21 protein-coding genes and 1 tRNA gene are annotated in these 20,874 nt (G+C 70.8%); 10 read left to right on the plus strand and 12 right to left on the minus strand.

The genetic code is table 11. The features are described 5' to 3' along the window. Window positions 1–11 precede the first annotated feature (11 nt). Complete coding sequence (locus tag KUG43_RS11690; protein WP_216909243.1) at window positions 12–1,658, plus strand: alpha-amylase; 1,647 nt, start codon at window positions 12–14, stop codon at window positions 1,656–1,658. Window positions 1,659–1,677: 19 nt separating this feature from the next. Here KUG43_RS11690 and KUG43_RS11695 read toward each other — a convergent pair whose 3' ends face one another. Continuing rightward, entirely contained in the window at window positions 1,678–2,196 is a 519-nt protein-coding gene (locus KUG43_RS11695) for a hypothetical protein (RefSeq protein WP_216909245.1), read from the minus strand. A gap of 107 nt (window positions 2,197–2,303) precedes the next feature. On the opposite strand from KUG43_RS11695, the gene KUG43_RS11700 reads away from it, so the two are divergent. Next, window positions 2,304–4,292, plus strand: a complete 1,989-nt coding sequence (locus tag KUG43_RS11700) for a S8 family serine peptidase (RefSeq protein ID WP_216909247.1) — start codon at window positions 2,304–2,306, stop codon at window positions 4,290–4,292. A 12-nt stretch (window positions 4,293–4,304) separates the two neighbouring features. Here the strand turns inward: KUG43_RS11700 and KUG43_RS11705 are convergent, their stop codons facing one another. Together KUG43_RS11705 and KUG43_RS11710 are read right to left on the minus strand one after the other, a co-directional pair. Beyond that, the gene (locus KUG43_RS11705) at window positions 4,305–4,670 is read right to left on the minus strand and encodes a phage holin family protein (RefSeq protein WP_216909249.1); all 366 of its coding nucleotides are present in this window, start codon (window positions 4,668–4,670) and stop codon (window positions 4,305–4,307) included. Beyond that, on the minus strand, window positions 4,667–5,143 hold the full coding sequence (locus KUG43_RS11710; protein ID WP_216909251.1) for a glycine zipper domain-containing protein: 477 nt from the start codon (window positions 5,141–5,143) through the stop codon (window positions 4,667–4,669). The genes KUG43_RS11705 and KUG43_RS11710 overlap by 4 nt, the downstream gene beginning before the upstream one ends. A gap of 101 nt (window positions 5,144–5,244) precedes the next feature. Here KUG43_RS11710 and smc point away from each other — a divergent pair, with 101 nt between their 5' ends. Next, window positions 5,245–8,865, plus strand: a complete 3,621-nt coding sequence (gene smc, locus KUG43_RS11715; protein ID WP_216909349.1) for a chromosome segregation protein SMC — start codon at window positions 5,245–5,247, stop codon at window positions 8,863–8,865. 92 nt (window positions 8,866–8,957) lie between these two features. Further along, complete coding sequence (locus tag KUG43_RS11720; protein ID WP_216909253.1) at window positions 8,958–10,067, plus strand: PRC-barrel domain-containing protein; 1,110 nt, start codon at window positions 8,958–8,960, stop codon at window positions 10,065–10,067. A gap of 18 nt (window positions 10,068–10,085) precedes the next feature. Here the strand turns inward: KUG43_RS11720 and msrB are convergent, their stop codons facing one another. From msrB to KUG43_RS11735, 3 genes are all read right to left on the minus strand, one after another. Next, window positions 10,086–10,496 carry a peptide-methionine (R)-S-oxide reductase MsrB gene (gene msrB / locus KUG43_RS11725; RefSeq protein ID WP_216909255.1) on the minus strand — a complete coding sequence of 137 codons (411 nt, stop codon included), beginning with the start codon at window positions 10,494–10,496 and terminating at the stop codon, window positions 10,086–10,088. A 39-nt stretch (window positions 10,497–10,535) separates the two neighbouring features. Continuing rightward, window positions 10,536–11,834: a glycosyltransferase family protein gene (locus KUG43_RS11730; RefSeq protein ID WP_216909257.1), complete on the minus strand. Its 1,299-nt coding sequence runs from the start codon at window positions 11,832–11,834 to the stop codon at window positions 10,536–10,538. Between the two features lie 42 nt (window positions 11,835–11,876). After that, window positions 11,877–11,958 (minus strand) — tRNA-Leu (locus KUG43_RS11735). A 162-nt stretch (window positions 11,959–12,120) separates the two neighbouring features. On the opposite strand from KUG43_RS11735, the gene accC reads away from it, so the two are divergent. Then, the gene (gene accC / locus KUG43_RS11740; RefSeq protein ID WP_216909259.1) at window positions 12,121–13,470 is read left to right on the plus strand and encodes an acetyl-CoA carboxylase biotin carboxylase subunit; all 1,350 of its coding nucleotides are present in this window, start codon (window positions 12,121–12,123) and stop codon (window positions 13,468–13,470) included. On the opposite strand, the gene KUG43_RS11745 is transcribed toward accC, so the two are convergent. Further along, entirely contained in the window at window positions 13,460–13,789 is a 330-nt protein-coding gene (locus tag KUG43_RS11745; RefSeq protein WP_216909261.1) for a YggT family protein, read from the minus strand. The two genes, accC and KUG43_RS11745, sit on opposite strands and share 11 nt — an antisense overlap. Before the next feature lie 85 nt (window positions 13,790–13,874). On the opposite strand from KUG43_RS11745, the gene psbX reads away from it, so the two are divergent. The 4 genes from psbX (at window position 13,875) to KUG43_RS11765 (ending at window position 16,119) form a co-directional block, all read left to right on the plus strand. Then, window positions 13,875–13,997, plus strand: coding sequence for a photosystem II reaction center X protein (gene psbX, locus KUG43_RS11750; protein ID WP_216909263.1), 123 nt, complete (start codon window positions 13,875–13,877; stop codon window positions 13,995–13,997). Between the two features lie 61 nt (window positions 13,998–14,058). Beyond that, window positions 14,059–15,051 carry a Ycf66 family protein gene (locus KUG43_RS11755; protein ID WP_216909265.1) on the plus strand — a complete coding sequence of 331 codons (993 nt, stop codon included), beginning with the start codon at window positions 14,059–14,061 and terminating at the stop codon, window positions 15,049–15,051. A gap of 64 nt (window positions 15,052–15,115) precedes the next feature. Then, a complete protein-coding gene (locus KUG43_RS11760) occupies window positions 15,116–15,622 on the plus strand; it encodes a TolB family protein (RefSeq protein ID WP_353618017.1) in 507 nt (168 codons plus the stop codon). Continuing rightward, window positions 15,619–16,119, plus strand: coding sequence for a TolB-like translocation protein (locus KUG43_RS11765; protein WP_216909267.1), 501 nt, complete (start codon window positions 15,619–15,621; stop codon window positions 16,117–16,119). The genes KUG43_RS11760 and KUG43_RS11765 overlap by 4 nt, the downstream gene beginning before the upstream one ends. 1 nt (window position 16,120) lies before the next feature. On the opposite strand, the gene KUG43_RS11770 is transcribed toward KUG43_RS11765, so the two are convergent. From KUG43_RS11770 to KUG43_RS11780, 3 genes are all read right to left on the minus strand, one after another. Further along, on the minus strand, window positions 16,121–16,339 hold the full coding sequence (locus KUG43_RS11770; protein ID WP_216909269.1) for a CAB/ELIP/HLIP family chlorophyll-binding protein: 219 nt from the start codon (window positions 16,337–16,339) through the stop codon (window positions 16,121–16,123). A gap of 4 nt (window positions 16,340–16,343) precedes the next feature. Further along, complete coding sequence (locus KUG43_RS11775) at window positions 16,344–18,365, minus strand: ABC transporter ATP-binding protein/permease (protein WP_216909271.1); 2,022 nt, start codon at window positions 18,363–18,365, stop codon at window positions 16,344–16,346. 70 nt (window positions 18,366–18,435) lie between these two features. After that, entirely contained in the window at window positions 18,436–18,780 is a 345-nt protein-coding gene (locus tag KUG43_RS11780; RefSeq protein ID WP_216909273.1) for a histidine triad nucleotide-binding protein, read from the minus strand. Window positions 18,781–18,837: 57 nt separating this feature from the next. Here KUG43_RS11780 and KUG43_RS11785 point away from each other — a divergent pair, with 57 nt between their 5' ends. Further along, the gene (locus KUG43_RS11785; protein ID WP_216909275.1) at window positions 18,838–20,376 is read left to right on the plus strand and encodes a YifB family Mg chelatase-like AAA ATPase; all 1,539 of its coding nucleotides are present in this window, start codon (window positions 18,838–18,840) and stop codon (window positions 20,374–20,376) included. A gap of 13 nt (window positions 20,377–20,389) precedes the next feature. Here KUG43_RS11785 and KUG43_RS11790 read toward each other — a convergent pair whose 3' ends face one another. Together KUG43_RS11790 and rpsU are read right to left on the minus strand one after the other, a co-directional pair. Further along, the gene (locus tag KUG43_RS11790; RefSeq protein WP_216909367.1) at window positions 20,390–20,578 is read right to left on the minus strand and encodes a hypothetical protein; all 189 of its coding nucleotides are present in this window, start codon (window positions 20,576–20,578) and stop codon (window positions 20,390–20,392) included. A gap of 92 nt (window positions 20,579–20,670) precedes the next feature. Next, window positions 20,671–20,841, minus strand: coding sequence for a 30S ribosomal protein S21 (gene rpsU / locus KUG43_RS11795; protein WP_006172073.1), 171 nt, complete (start codon window positions 20,839–20,841; stop codon window positions 20,671–20,673). Window positions 20,842–20,874 lie beyond the last annotated feature (33 nt).

Consider the following 20,874-nt stretch of genomic DNA (forward strand, 5'->3'; position numbering starts at 1 on the left):
CGCCAGCCCCCATGGCCTCACTTTTTGAAGCGCTCAAGCAGGAGGTTCTCGCCGTCGAGAGGGATCCGGCCCTCGACACCGGCGCGGCGGCGATGGCACTGCTGCAGGAGTGGCTGGCCAGCCACGAAGCCGAGATCAGCGCCCGCAAGCTGGCGGCACCGACGGAATTCAACGGCACGTTGATGCAGTGGTTCCACTGGTACAGCGATGGCGATGGCGGCCACTGGCGGCGGCTGCGCCAGGAGGCACCGGCCCTGGCCCGGGCCGGCATCACCGCCCTGTGGCTGCCGCCGGCCGGCAAGGGGGGCAGCGTGTGGGATGTGGGCTACGGCACCTACGACCTGTTCGATCTGGGCGAATTCGACCAGAAGGGCACGGTGCGCACCAAGTACGGCACCAAGCAGGAGTATCTGGAGGCCGTCCAGGCCTGCCGCGCGGTGGGGATCCAGGTGTACGCCGATGTGGTGTTCAACCACAAGCTCAACGCCGACGAGCAGGAGCAGTACCGGGCCACCCCCTACGACCCGGCGGACCGCAACCGGCCCCTGGGGGAGGAACGCACGATCAGCGCCTGGACCCGCTTCCGTTTCGATGGCCGCGGCAACCATTACTCATCCATGCAGTGGCACTGGTATCACTTCGACGCCGTCGACCACAACAGCCTGGATCCCGATTTCAAGGCCATCTGGCGTACGCAGGGGGCCGGATTCGAGGGCAACGTCGATCTGGAGAAGGGCAACTACGACTACCTGATGGGCAGCGACCTCAACGTGAACCACCCCGAGGTGCGCGGCGAGCTCAAGCACTGGGGCCTCTGGACCCTCGACCACGTGGGCGCGGACGGATTCCGGCTCGACGCGATCAAGCACATCGCCAGTGACTTCTTCCTCGACTGGATCAGCAGCCTGGAGGAGCACGCCCAGCGCGATCTGTTCGTGGTGGGTGAGTACTGGACGTACAACATCGAAAGCCTGCACTGGTACGCAGCCAACACCGGCGGCCACATGAGCCTGTTCGATGCACCGCTGCACATGAATTTTCACCAGGCCAGCCGCAGCGGCGGCCACTACGACATGCGGCGCCTGCTCGATGGCACCTTGATGCAGCAGCTGCCCCTGCTGGCCGTGACCCTGGTGGAGAACCACGACACCCAGCCGCTGCAATCGCTGGAGTCGGTGGTGGAGGCCTGGTTCAAACCCCTGGCCTACGCCGTGATCCTGCTGCGCGACCAGGGCTACCCCTGCATCTTCGGTGCCGATTACTACGGCGCCGACTACACCGACAGAAAAGACGGCCAGGAGCACCGGATCGTGCTGCCCAGCCACCGCTTCCTGATCGACCGTTTCCTGCTGGCCCGCAGCCACTGCGCCTATGGCCCCCAGTACGACTATCTCGACCACGTCAACACGGTCGGCTGGACGCGCCTGGGCACCCCGGGGCACCCGGGGGCCATGGCGGTGCTGATGAGCGACGGGCCCGCCGGCCACAAGTGGATGGAGGTGGGGAAGCGCCACACCACCTTCCGCGACCTGACCGGGCACGTCCAGGCCCCGATCACCACCAACGGCGACGGCTGGGCGGAATGGCACTGCCCGGGGGGCTCGGTGTCGGTGTGGGTGGAGGAGGAGGCCCTGGCCGCCATGGGAGTGACGCTCTGAACGCCGCCGGCCCAGGCGGCTAACGAAGCGCCCTGCGCCGCAGCAGTTGCGGCTCGACGCTCTCCACACCCGGCAGGTCCCGCAGCCTGTCCAGACAGCCGAGGGCGTCGGCGATGCTGCCGCTGCTGGCCCGCAACCAGGCGGCCTCGGGTGCATGGTCGGGCAGGCTGGCGATGCGGCAGCCGGCCTGCTCCAGGGCGGCGCGGTGGTCCTTCGCACGGTCCCCCTGCCGGACACGCAGAAACAGCGCCCCGGTGGGAACGGCCAGTTCATCGCTTCCCACCTGGCCATAGACCGGGCTGATGGTCTGGCCGGGAGCCAGGGGGGCGGCAGGGGGACCGGCCAGCACCGCAATCGCCTCCGGCTCGAACAGCAGGATCACGTTCGCCTGCGGCAGGGGCTCCCCATGCACGGCAGTCCAGCCGGTCTTCTGTGCCAGGAGCACCGATCCCGGCCCCCCCACGGCGATCTGCCGGGGGAACGCTTCGACCATGGCGGCGACCAGCGCCTGCTCCTGGCTCACCGACCGATTCCGCAAGGCTGCAGAGGTTAGCCCCCTGCCTGTGACGGCAGATCACGTCCTGTTCCGTTGGCTTGTCTTCAGAGGCCCATCGGCGGAGAGTGACCGCCGCAGCTGCAAAGCCGATGGTTCAGGTTCGCTATGGCGGCAAAGATGCTGTCCCCTATGCACTCGATGTCAGCGACAATCACCTCGTCGTCCGCACCCTGAGTCGCCAGGCGGTGATGCCGGCGCGGCCGTTCGAGGTGTCGCCCGTCAGCGCCGAGACCCACCGGATTCTCGATCAGTTCGAGACCCTGACCCGTTTCCGCGAGGCGGGGGTTGAGCTGTTGGGCACCAAAACGTTCCAGGCCGATGGGGCCCTGCGCGACACCGCCCGCAGCCTGCTGAAGGCGGAACCGGCGGTTGACTTCGCCGGCCGTGTGCTGGTGGATGCCCAGGGCCGGCCCGTGGTCTACACGGAGAATCTGTTCGTCAAGTTTGACGATGACGCGGAGGCCGAGGCCTGCGAGGGCCTGCTGCAACGCCTGGGCCTCGCCATCAAGCGCGTCCTCAGCTATGCCCGCAACTCCTATTTCGTGGCCGCTCCCGTCAGCAGCGGGCTCGGGGTTTTTGAGATGGCCGACACCCTGCTGGCGGAAGCGAGTGTGGCGCTCTGCCACCCGGAACTGGTGAGCCCGAGCCGGCAGCGTCGTCTGGCTTACCCGCCCGAATGGCATCTCAAGGCCACCGCCGTCAACGGCCGGCTCGTCGACGCCCACGCCGAGGTGGAGGCGGCCTGGGCCCTCAGCGACGGCACCGGGGCGATCATTGCGGTGGTGGATGACGGCTTCGACATCGACCATGAGGAGTTCCGCTCCTCCGGCAAGGTCGTCGCGCCGCGGGATGTGACCCGCCAGAGCGGCGATCCCCGGCCCGGCCGCGGCGACGACCACGGCACCGCCTGTGCGGGGGTGGCCTGCGCCAACGGCCAGTTCGGTGCCACAGGCGTGGCCCCCGGCGCCCGCCTGATCCCCATCCGGCTGGCCTCCGGCCTGGGCTCCCAGGCGGAAGCCGACGCGTTCGTGTGGGCGGCCCGCAACGGCGCCGATGTGATCTCCTGCAGCTGGGGTCCGCCGGACGGGGCCTGGTGGGACCCGAACGATCCCGCCCACCGCCAGGTGGTGCCGCTGCCGGATTCCACCCGGCTGGCGATCGACTTCGCCACCACCCAGGGCCGCAGCGGCAAGGGCTGTGTGGTGCTGTTCGCGGCGGGCAACGGCAACGAGAGCGTCGATAACGACGGCTACGCCAGCTACGCCCGGGTGATCGCCGTGGCGGCCTGCAACGACCTCTCCAAACGCAGCGCCTACAGCGACCACGGCAAGGCCGTGTGGTGCAGCTTCCCCAGCAGCGACGGCCGACCCTCCCTCACCCCCGGCATCTGGACCACCGACCGCTCCGGCGGGCTGGGCTACAACCAGGGCAGCCCCCAGAAGGGCGACCCGGCGGGCCATTACACCAATTCCTTCGGCGGCACCTCCAGCGCCTGCCCAGGTGTGGCCGGGGTGGCGGCCCTGGTGCTGGCGCGAAACCCAGCCCTGCGCTGGGATCAGGTGCGGGAGATCCTGCGACAGGCCTGCGTGCGGATCGACACCGCCGGCGGCAACTACGACGCCAGCGGCCGCAGCCCCTTCTACGGCTACGGGCGGGTCAGCGCCCGCAAGGCGGTGGAACTGGCCCGCCCGCCCCAGCCGGCGGCGGCGCTGGTGTTCCAGGCGGTGCAGGACGTGCCCATCAACGACTTCCAGACCGCCACCCTGACCCTGCCGGTGGCCGCGCCGGGCCCGTTGCAGTCGATCAAGGTGGCGGTGGATCTCGACCACACCTTCATCGGCGATCTGGTGGTGCGACTGCTGCCGCCCGCCGCCCTGGGGGCCGCTCCTGTGCTGCTGCACGACCGGGCCGGTGGCGGCACCGACAACCTCAAGGTCACCTACGACGCTGTGAATGCCCCCGCCCTGGCGGCGTTGAAGGGCACCGATCCCAGCGGCACCTGGACCCTGGAGGTGTCCGACACCGCCCGCGCCGACCGGGGCACCCTGCGCAGCCTGAGGCTGGAGCTGAGTTTCTGAGCCCGGAGGACCTCAGGACTTGCCGGTGATGGCCCGGGTGGTGCGGATCAAGCCGGCGGTGGTCTGCGGCAGGTAGGGGCCCTTGAGCATCTGGCCGCCGATGCGCAGGCTGATGCCGGCCAGCACCACATCAACGGCCGCCACGGCCGCCGCGGCCTGCAGCCAGCTCAAGGCGAAAGCCTCCCGGATCCAGAGCAGCAGCACCAGCTCGGCCGCCACCAGCGCCAGGGTCATCAGGGTGAGGCCCATGCCCAGCATCACCCCACCGCCCACCAGGCGCCGCTTCTCCTTGTCGGCCTCCTGCAGGGCGATGCGCACATGCAGGTCCATCACCGAGCTGATCAGCGCCGTGACGCGGGCGAAGTTCTGGCCGCTCATGCCGACCGCCGGCCCGAGGACAGCAGCAGCCCCACCACCAGCCCCACGCCGGCGGCGATGCCGAGGGCCATCAGGGGGCGTTCCCGCACCGGCTTCTCGATCCGGGGCCGCAGGGTGCTGTTGAGGTCGTCGAGCAGGTGCTCGAGCTGATCCTCCAGGGGGCGCAGCGCGTCCACCACGTGCCCCGCCTGTTCACCGGTGACGTTGACCAGATCCAGCAGTTGCTGCTTGACGCCGGTGGCGGTGACGCCGCTCTGGTGGCTGATCACCTCCACCACGTGATCAAAACTGCCCCGGGTGGCCTCCAGGGTGTGGCGGGCCACTTCGGGCCACTCCTTCTGGATGCTGGGCAGCAGGGTCTCGAAGCGGTCCCGGAACTGCTTCTGCAGCCGCTGGGCCTCACCTGACCCTGTGGACTCCGGAGCCGCGATCTGGGCAGGGTCCGTGGCGGGAGGGGTGGTGTCCGTTTCCATGGGAGATCTGGTGGTAAGGCCGAGGTGGCTTCACCGTAGAGAGGGTGACTTGAGTTCGTCAGCACCTCGGCTAAAGTGCTGTTGCCTGATGCATGAGCCCGTTGGTTCACATCAATCAGGTTGAGCTCACCCACTTCAAATCCTTCGGCGGGTCGATGACCATCCCGCTGCAGGAGGGCTTCACGGTGGTCACGGGGCCGAACGGTTCCGGCAAGAGCAACATCCTCGATGCGGTGCTGTTCTGCCTGGGTCTGGCCACCAGCCGGGGCATGCGGGCCGAGCGGCTCCCCGACCTGATCAACAGCGCCATGCTGCGGGAGGGGAAGGCCGCCGAAACCAGCGTCACCGTGCGCTTCGATCTCGGCGACTGGCAGCCGGACAACGCCGAAGATGGCCTGGATGTCCCCGAACAGGGCCCCTGGCTGCAACGGGGCCAGCGGGAGTGGAGCGTCACCCGGCGGCTGCGGGTGGCCCCCGGCGGCACCTACAGCAGCAGCTTCAGCGCCGACGGGGTGCCCTGCAACCTGCAGCAACTGCAGACCCAGCTGCGGCGGCTGCGGGTCGATCCGGAGGGCAGCAACGTCGTCATGCAGGGCGACGTCACCCGCATCGTCTCGATGAGTGCCCGCGACCGGCGCGGCATCATCGACGAGCTGGCCGGCGTGGCCCTGTTCGACTCCCGCATCGAGCAGAGCCGGGCCAAGCTCGATGAAGTGGTCGAACGTCAGGAGCGCTGCCGCATCGTCGAGCAGGAACTGCTGGCGGCACGGCAGAAGCTCGAACGCGACTGCGCCAAGGCGCGCACCTACCAGGACCTGCGCGAGCGGCTGCACCACGGACGCCTGCAGGAGCAGGTGCTGGCCTGGGAGGCGGCCCGCGCCCACGGCCTGGCCCTGGCCGGCCGCCTGGAGCGCCTCGACCGCCTGCAGGAGCAGGAGCGCGAAGCGATCGTCGCCACCGAAGCCGAGGTGGTCGCCGCCGCCGCCGCCCTCGAGCGGCTGCAGGCGGAGGTCAAGACCCTGGGCGAAGACCAGCTGCTGGCGGTGCAGGCCGAACTGGCCGGCCTGGAGACCAGCGGCCGCGAACTGGCCCGCCAGGCGGAACGGCATGGCCACCAGGCCGAGGAACTGCAGCGCCGGCGCCAGGAGCTGCAGCAGAACCAGGCCGCGTTGCGCCACCAGCGCCAGGCCCTAGACGGCCAGGCCGACGACGGCGCCAGCGACCGAGCCGAAGCCCTCTGCCGCGAGGCCGAGGCGGCGGTGGAGCTGTCCCGCCGGCGGCTCGGCGAGGTGGCCGGGCGCTCCGGCAGCTGGCTGGAGGAGCAGCAGGGCCGCAGCCGCCGGCGCCAGGAGCTGCAGGAGCAGCTGGCACCCCTGCTGGCCGAACGGCAGCAGCTGGAGGAACGGCTGCGGCAGGCCGGCGAGCGGCTGCAGGAACTCGGCGGCGAGGAGCAGCAGGAGGACGCGGCCCAGGCGGAGGGCTCCGCCGCCCTGGCGGCCCTGGCGGAGCAGGAACGCGCCCTGCTGGCCGGCCTGGAGGATCGCCAGCGGCAGGCCCAGGAGCTGGCCGAGTCCCTGGCCCTGCAGCAGCGCACCCGAGCGCGGCTGGAGCAGGAACAGACCAGCCTGGAACGGGAGATCGCCCGCCTCGACAGCCGCCGCGAGACCCTGCAGGAGAGCCGCGGCACCGGCGCCCTGCGCCTGCTGCTGGAGGCGGGCCTCGAGGGGATCCACGGCTCGGTCGCCCAGCTGGGCGAGGTGGAGGAGCGGCTGCGGGTGGCCCTGGAGGTGGCGGCCGGTGCCCGGCTGGCCCAGGTGGTGGTGGAGGACGACCGCATCGCCGCCCGGGCGATCGAGCTGCTCAAGAGCCGCCGCGCCGGCCGGCTCACCTTCCTGCCCCTCAACCGCATCCGGGGTGGCAGTGGAGGCGGCAGCGGTAGCGCGGGGGCTGCCGCCCTGCAGCGGGGCAACCCGGGTGCTTCGGCCGGGGCCGGCGGGCTGGTGGGGCGGGCGGTGGAGCTGATCCGCCACGAGCCCGTCTATGCCGATGTCTTCCGCTACGTCTTCGGCGACACCCTGGTGTTCGCCACCCTCTCCGACGCCCGCCGGGAGCTGGGCCGCTGCCGCGCCGTGACGCTGGAAGGCGAACTGCTGGAGAAGAGCGGCGCCATGACCGGCGGCAGCCTGCAGCAGCGCTCCGGCCAGCTGGGCTTCGGCCGCAGCAGCGAGGGCGATGAGGCCGAGCCGCTGCGGCAGAGGCTGCTGGAGCTGGGGGAGAGCCTGCTGGCCAGCCGCCGCCGCGAAGCGGAGCTGGGGCGGAGCCTGGAGGAGGCCAGGCCGGCCCTGCTGGAGCTGCAGCAGCGCCAGGCCGCCCTCCAGGCCGAACGCAGCGCCGCCGAGCGCACCCTGGCGCCGCGGCAGCAGCGCCGCGACCAGGTGAGCAGTCGGCTGCAGCAGCTGCAGGAGGCGTTTCAGGCCGATGGTCGCCGCATGCAGACCCTCGACCAGACCCTGCCCCCGCTGCGCCAGGCCCTGGCGGAGCTGGAGGAGGCCGAGCGCCTCGCCAGGGGCAACGACGACAGTGCCCGCTGGCAGGGGCTGCAGAGCGAGTTGGAGCGGGCCGACCAGGCCCTGGTGGAGGCCCGGCGCCAGCGGGATGGCCTGGAGGCGGAGCGGCGGGAGCGGGCCCTGGGCGCCGAGCGGCTGGGCAGCCAGCTGGAGGCCCTCGCCGGGGAGGAACGGCGGTTGGTGGAGGCGGTGCAGGCCCTGGTGGGGGAACGCCAGCTCTGGAAGGAACGGCAGCAGGCGGAGCAGGAGCGGCGCAGCGTGCTGGAACGGCAGCAGAGCGAACTGCAGACCCGCTTCGGCGAACGGCGCCGCGCCCGCGACGGGGCCGAAGCCCACCTGGCCGGCCAGCGCCAGGCCCTGCAGCAGCGCCAATGGGAGCTGCAGCGGCGCCAGGAGGAGCGGCTGGCCCTGGCCGAGGAGCAGCGCAGCCACGGCCTGCGGCTGGCCCAGATGGAACGGGAGCTGCCCGAGCCCCGGCCCGAGCTGAGCGAGGAACTACGCGAGGGTGGCCTGGAGGCGCTGCAACAGAACCTGCGCCAGCTGCAGCAGCGCATGGAGGCCCTTGAGCCGGTCAACATGCTCGCCCTCGAGGAGCTGGAGCAGCTGGAGCAGCGGCTGGCCGACCTGGACGACCGGCTGGAGGTGCTCAGCAAGGAGCGGGAGGAACTGCTGCTGCGGATCGAAACGGTGGCCACCCTGCGTCAGGAGGCCTTCATGGAGGCCTTCCGGGCCGTGGACGGCCATTTCCAGACGATCTTCGCCGGCCTCTCCGACGGCGAAGGACACCTGCAGCTGGAGAACCCCGAGCAGCCCCTCGAGGGTGGCCTGACCCTGGTGGCCCACCCCAAAGGCAAGGCGGTGCGGCGGCTGGCCTCGATGTCGGGAGGTGAGAAATCCCTGACCGCCCTGAGCTTCCTGTTCGCCCTGCAGCGCTTCCGCCCCTCGCCCTTCTATGCCCTCGATGAGGTGGACAGCTTTCTCGATGGGGTGAACGTGGAGCGCCTGGCCGCCCTGATCGCCGCCCAGGCCGACCAGGCCCAGTTCATGGTGGTCAGTCACCGCCGCCCGATGATCGCCGCGGCCACCCGCACCATCGGCGTCACCCAGGCCCGCGGCTCCCATACCCAGGTGGTCGGTTTGCCGCCGGCGGCCTGAGCCGACCGCGTGGGCCACAATGGGCCGACCAGGCTGTTCCAGGCCGTGCAGTCGCTCCCGTTCCCCCTGCCGTCCAGCCCCGATCTCCGGATTTGACCTCCCCGATTCCCCCCTCCACCGAGCCCACTGCCAGCAGCGACCGCCTCTGGTTGCGATCCGAACTGATGGGTACCCAGGTGATCACCCGGGACACCGGCCGGCGGCTGGGCGTCGTCGGTGAGGTGGTGGTCGACATCGACCGGCGCGAGGTGGTGGCCCTGGGCCTGCGCGACAACCCCCTCACCCGCTTCCTGCCGGGCCTGCCCCGCTGGATGCCGCTGGATCGCATCCGCCAGGTGGGGGACGTGATCCTGGTGGATTCCGTCGATTCCCTGGCCGAGGGGTTCAATCCCGAGCGTTACAGCAAGGTCATCAACTGCCAGGTGATCACGGAATCGGGCGAACAGCTCGGCCGGGTGCTCGGTTTCAGCTTCGACATCGAAACCGGTGAGCTCACCACCCTGGTGATCGGGGCCCTCGGCGTTCCCCTGCTGGGGGAAGGGGTGCTGAGCACCTGGGAAATGCCCGTGGGGGAAGTCGTCAGCAGCGGCCCGGACCGGATCATCGTCTACGAAGGAGCCGAGGAGAAGCTCAAGCAGCTGGGCACCGGCCTGCTGGAAAAACTGGGCATCGGCGGCGCCAGCTGGGAACAGGAGGAGCGGGATCGCTTCCGCACCGGGGCCGTTCCCGCCGAGAACCAGCTGCCCGCCGGCCAACCGTCCGCCCAGGAGCAGCGCCGCATCCAGCCGGCCACCAGCCGCAGCTTCCAGCCCAGCGAAGAACTGGAGTACGTGGAGCTGGAGGAACGGCGTGAACGGGAGCCCCTGCGCCAGCGCCGCTACCTCGATGACGACCTGCCGGAGCCGCGCCAGCGCCCCGAACCCCGTCCGGCACCGGCCGACCCCTACGGCCAGGACAGAGAGCGCAACCCCGCCCGGTACGACAACCGCTACGAAGAAGAGCGCTACGACCGGGAGCGCTATCGGGACGAGCGCGCTTTCGAGCCCGAGCCCTACAGGGCCCCGATCGATCCCCCGGGGCGGGACGTTGTTGAGCCCGAGCGCGAACGGGAGCCGCGGCGGGCAGAGCGTCCCCAGGCCCCGGCCCCCCGGCCGAAGGAGCCGGTGGATGTGGAGCCGGAGATCCTCGACGATCCCTGGTGAAGCAGCCGGGGGGCGGCTTCAGCCCTCCGCGAAGCGCAGCGACGCCGAATTGACGCAATAGCGCTGGCCGCTGGGGGCTGGGCCGTCGTTGAAGACATGGCCGAGGTGGGCGTCACAGCTGGCGCAGCGGATCTCGGTGCGCTCCATGCCGTGGGTGCAGTCGGTGTGGGTGGTGATCGCTCCGTCGCTCACCCCCTGCCAGAAGCTGGGCCAGCCGGTGCCGGAATCGAACTTGGTGGCAGAACTGAACAGCTCGCTGCCACAGCAGACGCAGTGGTACATCCCGGTGGCCTTGTTGTTCCAGTAGGCACCGGTGAAGGCCCGTTCCGTGCCCCCCTCGCGGGCCACCCGGTATTGCTCGGGCGTCAGCTGGGCCCGCCAATCGGGATGCTCGACGCTCTGGAGGGGGGTGGATTCGCTTGACGGCATGGCCTGGAACCCCGCGTGGGGGCAATCGTTGCGCAAATCCTATCCAGATCGCAACGGCCGCCCCGGGCGCTCCGTCGGCGGCAGCAGACCCCGCACCATCGCCGCCACAGCAGCGACCGCCCCCGGCGCTCCCCGCAGGCTGCGCAGGTCGTCGGCCATGGCCGCCAGGCGCTCGGGATGCTCCAGCCAGTCGGCCGCCTCGGCGGCGATCTGGGCCGGCTCGATCGGCCCGACCCGTTCCGGCACCACGGCACGGCCGGCGGAGATGTTGGGCCAGGCCAGAAAACCCCGGTGACGCATGCGCCAGGCGGTGAGGGCCACCCCCACCAGCCGCCGCAGCAGGGGCAGCCGGGCCAGCAGCCCCAGCCAGCCGTCCCAGGCCTGCATCACCGCCAGGTGCTGGGTGGGCACCAGCACGATCATCGGCACCGCCAGGGCCCCCAGCTCGGCGGTGTTGGCCCCCACCGTCGTGAGCGCCAGGGCGCACTGGCTCAGGGCGGCATGGGCGGGATGCTGCTCCAGCAGCAGGATGCGGGTGCCAGCCGCCGTGACCAGCTCATCACCCTGGCGATGGGGCTCACCGGCCCCCTGGCGCCGGTTCAGGGGATTGGACGGCCCGCCGTAGGCCAGCAGTTCCCGCACCGAGGTGGTGGGAGCCACCGGCAGCAGGAAGCGACAACCGGGCCGCAAGGCCGCCAGCCGATCGGCGGTTTCGAGCAGGAACGGCACCCCCACCAGCAACTTGGCCCGCTTCGAGCCGGGCAGCAGGGCCACCCAGTCGCCGGCGGGCAGGGGGGCGTCCTGGCGGGCCAGGGCCGAAAGATCGGCCATCAGATCGCCCACCACCATGGCCCGCTGGCGCCAGCGGGGCGCCAGGCGGCCGGCGGCGGCGGGACCCATCACGGCGATGCGGTCGTTCCAGCGGGGCCAGCGGGCCACCCATTCGGCATAGGTGAGGTGGCGGTAGCCCAGCCGGGCCGAGAGCAGCACGGTCCAGAACTGGTCACCACCAAGGAAAACCACCACCCCCCGCTCGGGCCAGGGGCCGTGGCGGCGGGGCCGCAGCAGCAGCCACCAGAATCGGGTGGCCGGCAGCACCCGCTCGAACAGGCCCCAGCCCTCGGCCACCCGCTGCTCGGCGCCGGTGGCGTTGGGGCAGGGGACGAGCACCAGACGCAGGCTGCAGCTGGCGGCAGGATCGCGGGGCCGCAGGGGCTCCAGGCCATGGAGCTGCTCCGCCAGGGGCCGCACCCAGGTGCTCAGTTCCCCCGGGCCATTGCTGACCAGCACGATCGCGCTGCCTGCGGCTGGAGCGGAGACCGGCGACGGCTGGGTCAAGAGAACCGCAGGTTCCGGGGGACGGAAGTGGGAAAAGAAAAATGCGGATGGCGAGACTTGAACTCGCAAGGCCGAAGCCACACGCCCCTCAAACGTGCGTGTCTACCAATTCCACCACATCCGCGTGGCTGGCGCAGGCCGAAGCACCGCACCGGTTGAGCAATATACCCATGGGCTCCCCCCACCCTCGAAGGCCCTCGCCGCCAGGGGGCGCCGGTGAGCACTGATACAGTCCGCCCCGGCACGGCCGCACCCCCGCCAGCCCTCATCGCCCGGACCTGCACGGATGCCCATCGGCAAACTGCTGATCGCCAACCGAGGCGAAATCGCCCTCCGCATCCTGCGCAGCTGCCGGGAGCTCGGCATCGCCACTGTGGCCGTCTACAGCACCGTGGACAAAAACGCCCTGCATGTGCAACTGGCCGATGAGGCGGTCTGCGTGGGGGAAGCCCCCAGCAGCCGCAGCTACCTCAACGTTCCCAACATCCTGGCGGCCGCCACCTCCCGCGGCGCCGACGCCATCCATCCCGGCTACGGCTTCCTGGCGGAGAACGCCGACTTCGCCGAAAAGTGCCTCGACCACGGCCTGATCTTCGTGGGTCCCTCGCCGGCCGCAATCCTGGCCATGGGCGACAAATCGACGGCCAAGATCACGATGCAACAGGTGGGGGTGCCCACCATCCCCGGCAGTGAGGGGCTGCTGGAAGATCCCAGCCAGGCGGCCGCCCTCGCCGAGACGATGGGCTACCCCGTGATGATCAAGGCCACCGCCGGTGGTGGTGGTCGTGGCATGCGCCTGGTGCCGGCCGCCGATCAGCTGGACAGCCTGTTCCGGGCCGCCCAGGGGGAGGCGGAGGCCGCCTTCGGCAACCCTGGCCTCTACATGGAGAAGTTCATCGACCGGCCCAGGCACGTGGAGGTGCAGGTGCTGGCCGACCGCCACGGCAACGTGGTGCACCTGGGCGAAAGGGACTGCTCCATCCAGCGCCGCCACCAGAAACTTCTGGAGGAGGCCCCCAGCCCGGGCCTGGATCCGGAGCTGCGACGCCGCATGGGCGAGGCGGCCGTGGCCGCGGCCCGCAGCATCGACTACGAGGGGGCCGGCACGGTGGAGTTCCTGGTGGACAAGAGCGGCGCCTTCTACTTCATGGAGATGAACACCCGCATCCAGGTGGAGCATCCCGTCACCGAGATGGTGACGGGCATCGACCTGATCGCCGAGCAACTGCGCATCGCCGGCGGCGAACCGATCTCCGTGCGCCAGGACCAGATCCACATCACCGGCCATGCCATCGAGTGCCGCATCAACGCCGAGGATCCCAGCCACAATTTCCGACCGGCCCCGGGCAAGATCACCGGCTGGCTTCCCCCCGGCGGGCCAGGCGTGCGCATCGACAGCCACGTCTACACGGGCTATGAGATTCCCCCCTTCTACGACTCCCTGATCGGCAAGCTGATCGTCTGGGGGGTCGACCGCGACCACGCCATCCGCCGCATGCGCCGGGCCCTGTCGGAATGTGCCGTCACGGGCATCCCCACCACGATCGAATTTCATCTCGCCCTGCTGGATCGCCAGGAGTTCCAGCGCGGCGAGGTGTGGACCAAGTTTGTTGAAGAGGAGATGCTCAACCGCTGAGCTGGCTGCGCAGCAGGGCCAGGGTGAGCAGACCCTGCTGACCCACCAGCAGCTCGCGCAGCAGACTGATCAGCCCCACCCAGACCACCGGCGTCACATCCACCCCCCCGATGGGCTGGATCAGACGACGGGTGAGGGCCAGCAGGGGTTCGGTGGGGACCCCCACCAGGCGCATCACCCCCTTGGTGAGATCCACACTCGGATACCAGGTCAGGACGATCCGGAACAGGAACAACAGGGTCCAGCCCGCCAGGGCCAACCCCAGGGCCAGGTGCAGCAGGGGCAGGGGCGCCAGTGCGGGAAGGGCCAGGGCCGTCACAAAGCTCTAAGCGTCTGAACCTCGATCGTAGGAAGCCGCCGCCACTGCCTAGGATCCCCCGAGCTGTCCAGAGCGAACGCCTGCCATGACCCCTTCCCTCGCCAACTTCCTCAGCAGCCTCGGCTGGGGCGCGGTCATCGTGGTGATCCCCATCGCCATCGCCCTGGTGCTGATCAGCCAAAACGACCAGCTCGACCGGCGGCTCTGAGCTGCCGCTGACCTCGCGGGTACGGTCCTTAGAGTGTGGTCCATCGCCCGGGTGAACCGCCGTGGTCAACGCCAGCCTCAACTGGGCCAGCATCGTCGGCATCGTCCTGGCGGTCGGCGGAGCTTTCCTCTACTTCATGAGGAGCTTCAAGCCGGCCCTGGCCCGGGACTACGACGTCTTCTTCGCCGCCATCGGGTTGCTCTGTGGCGGCATTCTTTTCTTTCAGGGCTGGCGCCTCGACCCGATCCTGCAGTTCGGGCAGTTCCTGCTCGCCGGCACCACGGTTTTCTTTGCCTATGAGAGTGTCCGCCTGCGTGGGGTGACCACGGAGCAGGCGCGGCGCTCTTCCTACTTTGACGACGAAGAACCCGCCGCCCCGTTCCGACCCCGGGGCGGATTGGGCGGCGGCCGCAGCTACGACGACGATCCGGACCGCTTCGATGAGCCAGAGCCCCTGCGGCGGCGGATCCCCTCCAGAGAGGAACCTGAGGACGACTTCTACCGGCCGCGCCGGCCCAGTCGGGCCGCCATCCCCGAGCGGGCCGCCAGCCGCCGGGAGGAAGCCGATTCCTGGGACAACCCCCGCGCTGAGCGTTCCTCCAGCCGTCCGGAGCGCGATCCCATCGACGACCGGCCGGAACGTGCCGCTGGCCGCTATTCGGCCGGTGGCTCCGGTCGCTCCCAGGCCGCCGATTTCGGAGCTCGCCGACGGGAGCGGGACAGCGCCCCCGAACCCCGCCGTGGCTCCCGACCGGTGGCCGCCGCCGACAGCGCTCCCCGCGCCGGCCGCCGGGGCTCCATGCCGCCAGCTCCTGCCGGCCCATCAGCCCGTGAGCCCGGCCCGGGTGCACCCCAGGGAACACCGATGGGTACACCGATTCGCCCCAGCAGCGCCCGCAGCGGGGCCGACGACGACGTCCGTGATGCCGACTTTTCCCCGATGGCCGGCGGTCGGCCCCGGCCAGGCGCCCCCAGCGCCCGGCCACCGGCTGTCGACCCCCCAGCCGGCCCACCCGCTGGCAGCCGGGACAACAGCTCCCGCTTCGACGACTGAGCCACTGAACACCCGGCCCCATCAACGGCCTCGCCCTGGCCTCCCCCTGCTGATTCTGGCTCTGGTGGCCCTGCTGCTCTCCGGCTGCGGCAGCTGGGCCCGGCGCAGCGCCGGTCCGGTGGGTTGGGGCGGTGCCGACCGCCAGGATCCGGCCCTCAGCGGCAACGGCCGGGTGCTGGCCAGCGTGGTGCGTCGGGACGGGCGCGACACGGTGCTGCTGCAGGAGCAGCCCTCCGGCACGGTGCTGCCCCTGCGCCATTTCGGCCGGCTGCAGCCCCACCGCTCCCCCTCCCTGAGCTGGAACGGCCGCTATCTGGCCCTGCTGGTGCAGCAGGGACCGGAACGCCGGGTGTTGATTGAAGATCGGGCCACCGGACGCTTGCACCGCCTGCCCCTGCCGGGCGGGTTGGTGCCCGAAAGCCTCAGCCTGGCCGCCGATGGCCGCCGCATCGCCATCGCCACCGAGGGGGACGGCCGCTCCCGGGTGCAGCTCTACGACCTCACCAACCTGCTGGAGCCGGACCTGCCCGCCGGGCTGCCGGTGCGGGGGGCGCCGGCCACCACGCCATGACGCTCGGCGCCGGCGGCCTTGTTCGGGCGGTGACAGTGGCAGGCGCCCTGCCGGTGCTGCTGGCGGGCTGCCTGGCGCCCCTGCCCCAGCCCATGGTGGGGCTGAATCAACGCCTCGAGGCGGCCGGCCCCGCCCGGGCCCCCTCCCTCTCCGGCGACTGGCTGGCCCTGATCGTCAGCAGGGGCGGCCGCGACCGGGTGGAGCTGGTGGACCTGCAGCGCCAGCAGCCGGTGCCCCTGCCGGGCCTGGAGCGCCCCGACGCCCAGCCCCTGAGCGTGGCAGTGGATGGCCGCGGTGAGCGGTTGGCCCTGGTGCGCCAGCTGGAGGGGCGCACCGAGCTGGTGCTCTACCGCCGCAACCTGATGGCCCTGCAGCCGGTGCCGCTGCAGCCCCCGGGCGTGCCCCGGCGGGTGTCTCTGCGGGCCGACGGCCGTGAGCTGGCGGTGGAGGTGAGCCGCCAGGGCCAGTGGCAGGTCGACCTGATCGCGGTGCCCTGATTCAGGGAACCAGGCCCGCCCAGTGCAGGAAGGTGTCGTGGCTCAGGGCTTCGACCAGCAACACGGCGGCGAAGCCGAGCATGGCGAAACGGCCATTGACCCGCTCGGCGTAGCCGCTCCAGCCGAAGGCGGGCACCTCGGAGGTGGTGGCGCTGGTGGCGGGCGCTGTGGAGGCGTCCTGGGGGGTGTCGGCTGATGGGGTGGCGGAAGGGTCGCTCATCGGATCAGTCCTCGCGGCCAAAGGTATAGCCGGCCGCCGGGAGCAGGCGCCAGCCGCCGTTGCCATCGAGCTCCAGCACCGTGTCGTGGTAGGCGGTGAGGGTGGGGCGGTGACCCACGCTCACGAAGGCCATCTCCCGCTCCACCAGCAGTTCGTAGAGCGCCTTCTCCGTGGCCACGTCGAGGGCGCTGGTGGCCTCATCGAGCACCACGAACCGGGGCGAGTTGAGCAGGAGGCGGGCGAAGGCCAGGCGCTGCTGCTCACCGAGGGAGAGCAGCCGGGGCCAGTCCTGCTTGATGTCGAGGTCGGGATAGCGGTGCACCAGCTCGGGCAGGCGCACCTCCTCGAGCACGTGGCGCAACTGTTCATCGCTGAAGCGATCGGTGGGCTGGGGGTAACAGAGCTGCTCCCGCAGGCTGCCCAGGAGCATGTAGGGCTTCTGGGGGATGAACATCAGCTCGCCCACCGGCGGCCGCTGCACGTTGCCGGCGGCCGGCGGCCACAGGCCGCTCACCAGGCGCAGGAAGGAGGTCTTACCGCAGCCCGAGGGGCCCACCACCAGCAGGCGCTGGTTGGCGGTCACCTCCAGGCTGAGGTCGCGCACCAGCAGGCGGTTGGTGCGGGGCGGCACCAGGTTCACGTTGCTGACCAGGATCGATTCGGGGCGCACCGCGCCGGCCCCGGCGCCCATGGCGCCACCGGCGGAGGCCTGCTCGGCGGCCACGAACTCCGCCATCTCGGCACTGATCGACTCCACCTTGCCCTGGAAGCCCTCGAGACGACTGATGGAGGCGGAGAAGGCGGCCAGCCGGTCGATGTTGTTGACGATGTAGCTGACCGAGAACAGCACCTGGGAGAAGGCGATGCTGGCCTGGCCGAAGACACCGAAATCCACCTCCTTGGCGAAGTAGATCGGCGCGATCACCAACCAGGGCAGGAAGCGGGAGAAATAGTCGTAGGAGCGCTGGATGACGCTGATCAGCGCCTCCCAGATGATCAGCCGGTTGTAGTTGACGATCACACCGTCAAGGCGGCGTTCGCCCTCCTTCTGCTCCTGGCGCTCGCCCCGATAGAACGCGATCGATTCGGCGTTGTCGCGGATGTGAACCAGGCCGTAGCGGAAATCGGCCTCCAGCTTGAGCTGCTGATAGTTCAGATTCACCAGCTTGCGGCTGGCGAACACGATCAGGGCCGTACCCCCCACCGAATAGCCCAGCAGCCACAGGGCCAGGGTCTGGTTGATGCTCCAGAGAACGATGATGAAGCTGAAGAAGGTGAGCAGGGCGGAGATGATCTCCACCGTCACACTCAGGCTGGTGGCGGTGAAACTGGCCGCATCCTGGGAGATCCGCTGGTCGGGGTTGTCGATCTCCTCAACGGATTCATCGTTGGGATTGAGAACGTAGTAGGCCCGGTTGGTGAGATAGCGGCCCAGCATGCGGCCGCTGAGCCACTCCCGCCACAGCAGACCCAGCTTGGGAATCAGGTAGCTCTGGATGGCGCGGATCGGCAGGGCAAGCACCAGACAGAAGGCGTAGATCGCGACGATCTTCCAGAACTCTTCCGCCTTGTACGCCACCAGGGCGTTCTCGATGTTCCGGGCGATGAAGCTGATGCCGACGTTGATGCCGTTGATCACCAGGATCAGCAGGGCGATGATGCCGAGCAGCAGCCAGGGCAGCCAGCGCCCCTGGCGCAGCTTGGCCCGCAGGCTGATGAAGGCGCCCAGGCCGGCGGCGAACAGCACCATGATCACGAGGCCGATCGGCCCGCTCCAGACCGCAGCCACCTGCTCGGGCACCCCGGGCAGGAAGCGGCTGCGCAGCTCGGGGATCCAGGCCCCGGCCGCTGCCACCACGCCGGTGAGCAGCAACAGGGTGAAACCCACCACCACCGCCAGCAGGGCCACCACCAGGAGCAGGAACTGGCCGCTGCCGCCGCCGCCTTCGTCGAGGGGCAGGAAGTAGGGCTGGGCCAGGCGCTGCAGCTTGCCCAGCTGCTCGCGAAGGGCCTTCAGGGGGGTCATGGGCGTGGGCGGATCGCGCCATTCTCTCCGCCGGCCCGACCCGGCGGGGGCGGCGGTGTGCGCCCGGCCATCAGCCCGGCGGCCAGGCCAGCGGTCGGCCACCGATCACGTGCACGTGCAGATGGAACACGGTCTGGCCGGCCTCGGCGCCGCTGTTGATCACCGTGCGCCAGCTTTCAAGCCCTTCCAGGCGGGCCACCTTGGCGGCCACCAGCAGCAGGTGGCCCAGCAGGGCCTGGTGTGCGTCCGTGGCCTCCCCCAGCTGGGCGATCGGCTCGCGAGGGATCACCAGCACGTGCACCGGCGCCTGAGGGTTCACATCCCGGAAGGCCAGGCAGAGGTCATCGGCATAGACCTCCTGGCAGGGAATCTCGCCGCGCAGGATGCGGCCGAAGATGGTGTCGCTGCTGGCCATGGGACGCCGGGGAGTGGTCGGGAGGTGGCACTGAGCGGGCAGTGGGCTCCGAAGGGGATGTTGGCACGGTGCAGCAGTGGGGCCTTGCGGGGCCTGGAGGCCCTGCCGGTGACGGTGGAGGTGGACATCGCCCCGGGGCTGCCGGGGCTGAGGGTGGTGGGTCTGGCCGATGCCGCGGCCCAGGAATCGCGGGAGCGGGTGCGGGGGGCCCTGCGCAACGGTGGCCTGCGGGTGCCCCTCACCCGGGTGGTGGTCAACCTGGCCCCCGCCGACCTGCCCAAGGCGGGCCCCGGCTTCGATCTGCCCATCGCCCTGGGGCTGCTGGTGGCCAGCCAGCAACTGGCGGCCACCGCGGTGGAGGGGATCTGGAGCGCGGGGGAGCTGGGCCTCGACGGGGGGCTTCGGCCGATCCGGGGGGTGCTGGCCCTGGCCCTGGCGGCTCGCCGGCACGGGGCCCGCGCCCTGGTGGTGCCGGCGGCCAATGCCACCGAGGCTGCCCTGGTGGAGGGGCTGCCCGTCTGGGGGGCCGGGCACCTGGTGGAGGTGGTGGCCCTGCTGCGGGATCCGGGGCGACCCCGAGCGGCGCCCGCCGCCGCGCCTGCCCTGCCGGCGGCGGCGGCCGCCGGACCCGACCTGGCCGAGGTGCGCGGCCAGGCCCATGGCCGGCGGGCCCTGGAGATCGCCGCGGCGGGCGGTCATCACCTGCTGCTGGTGGGGGCGCCCGGCAGCGGCAAGACGATGCTGGCCCAGCGGTTGCCGGCGCTGCTGCCGCCCCTGGGGGAGCAGGAAGCCCTGGAGGTCACCCAGCTCCATTCCCTGGCCGGTCTGCTGGGGGAGGGGGCCGGCCTGCGGCGCCAGCGCCCCTTCCGCAGCCCCCACCACGGCTGCTCCGCAGCTGCCCTGGTCGGTGGTGGCGCCCTGCCGCGTCCGGGGGAGCTGAGCCTGGCCCACCACGGCGTTCTGTTTCTCGATGAGCTGGCGGAGTTCCGCCGTGAGGTGCTCGACCAGCTGCGCCAGCCCCTGGAGGAGGGGGAGTTGTGGATCAGCCGGGCCCAGCAGCGCTGCCGCTTCCCCTGCAGGGTGCTGCTGGTGGCCGCCACCAACCCCTGCCCCTGCGGCTGGTACGGCGACCCCAGCCAGAGCTGCCGCTGTGGCGAAGCCCAGCGGCGCCGCCACTGGGGACGGCTCTCAGGCCCGCTGCTGGATCGGATCGACCTGCAGGTGGTGATGCGGCGCCCGGAGGCGCACCACCTGGGCGGGGCCTACCGGGAGGGAGCGCAGCGGCCGCCTGCCGGAGAAGCCAGCGCGGTGGTGGCGCAGCGGGTGGCGGCGGCCCGGCAGCGCATGGGCCAGCGCAATCCGGCGGGGGCAGCGAACGGCCAGCTGGAAGGTCCGGCCCTTGCCGCGATCGTGACGCCCGAGCCGGACGCCCTGGCCCTTTGGGAGCGCGCCATCAGCCAGCGGCGCCTGTCCGCCAGGGGAGCGGAGCGGGTGCTGCGGGTGGCCCGCACGATCGCCGATCTGGCCAGTGCCGAGCGGGTGTCGGGGGCGGCGATCGCCGAGGCCCTCAGCTACCGCTCCTTCGACCAGGTCTGAGCCAACGCTGGGATCAGCGGCGGCGGCGCCCGGTGGGGTCGCCAGTGAAGGGCTGCTCACCAATCGCCGGCGGACGGTGCTGGGCTTCTTCCCCCGGGTTGCCCCAGGCGTGGTTGATGGTCTCGGACAACCAATGGCTGAGCCGCTGGAGAAGGGAGGCAGACCTTGACTGGCCTGCCGTTGAGGCAACCGGATGGACCATGGACCCTGGGGCGATGGCCCCTTCAGCCTGACCACGAACGGGGGGACAAGCAACAGGTAGAAGCACCTGAAGATCCGAAGCCTGAACCGTGCTCAGCGGCGACGGCGGCGCTGCTGGGCCTTGCGCTTGTACTTCTCGGTGGGTGTTTCGTGGTGGCGCAGCCGCTTCAGATCGGCAAAGATGCCCGCCTTGGACACCTGGCGCTTGAAGCGGCGCAGGGCCGATTCAATGCCTTCGTTTTCGCCGACGGTGACCTGGGTCATGAAGTACTGCTGAGACGTGCGCAGCGTTGCACC

The sequence above is a fragment of the Synechococcus sp. CCY 0621 genome (genome assembly GCF_019038465.1).
Lineage (GTDB): Bacteria > Cyanobacteriota > Cyanobacteriia > PCC-6307 > Cyanobiaceae > Cyanobium.